This window comes from Rhizobium sp. 18055 (genome assembly GCF_902706285.1).
Lineage (GTDB): Bacteria > Pseudomonadota > Alphaproteobacteria > Rhizobiales > Rhizobiaceae > Rhizobium.
This window is the reverse complement of record NZ_CACSKD010000358.1, coordinates 1-420: the sequence shown is the minus strand read 5'-3', so window position 1 is coordinate 420 and position 420 is coordinate 1. Positions and strand designations below refer to the sequence as shown.

Here is a 420-nt window from a genome sequence, read left to right as displayed (position 1 = left end):
CTACCGCCAGCACGCCAACCGCCTGAAGCAGCAGGGGCTCTGATCCCATGGCAGGCACCCGCGGGCGAGGGGCCGCCGCGGCGCTCCTGGCGGCGCTGCTGGTACTGGGCGTGAGCGGATGGTTCGCCTTGCGCTCCCCGGAGGCGGGCGGCGGCGCAGGCACCCGCCCGTCCGTGGCCGGGAACGACGGCGCCGCGGGCCGGGCAGGCAGGGCGGAAGCGGCAGGCACCTCCTTCCTGGCGCCGCGCCCGCCGGGGCCGCTCGCCGATCCGCTGCTGGTTCCCGGGCTGCGCTATGCGATCGACGCGTTCCTGAACGATGCGCTGGAAGCCGGCGCCACGGAGGATCCGCAAGAGATCAAGCGCCGCCTGCGGGTATTGGCGGACCGGCATTTCGCCGCCGATGTGCGGGAGCGGGCCC

Annotated in this window: 1 protein-coding gene; it reads left to right on the top strand. The window is 75.5% G+C overall.

The features are described from left to right. Positions 1-47 precede the first annotated feature (47 nt). Positions 48-420 (top strand): hypothetical protein (locus tag GVL52_RS29500; protein WP_200848034.1); only part of this gene is annotated, 373 nt, incomplete at its 3' end.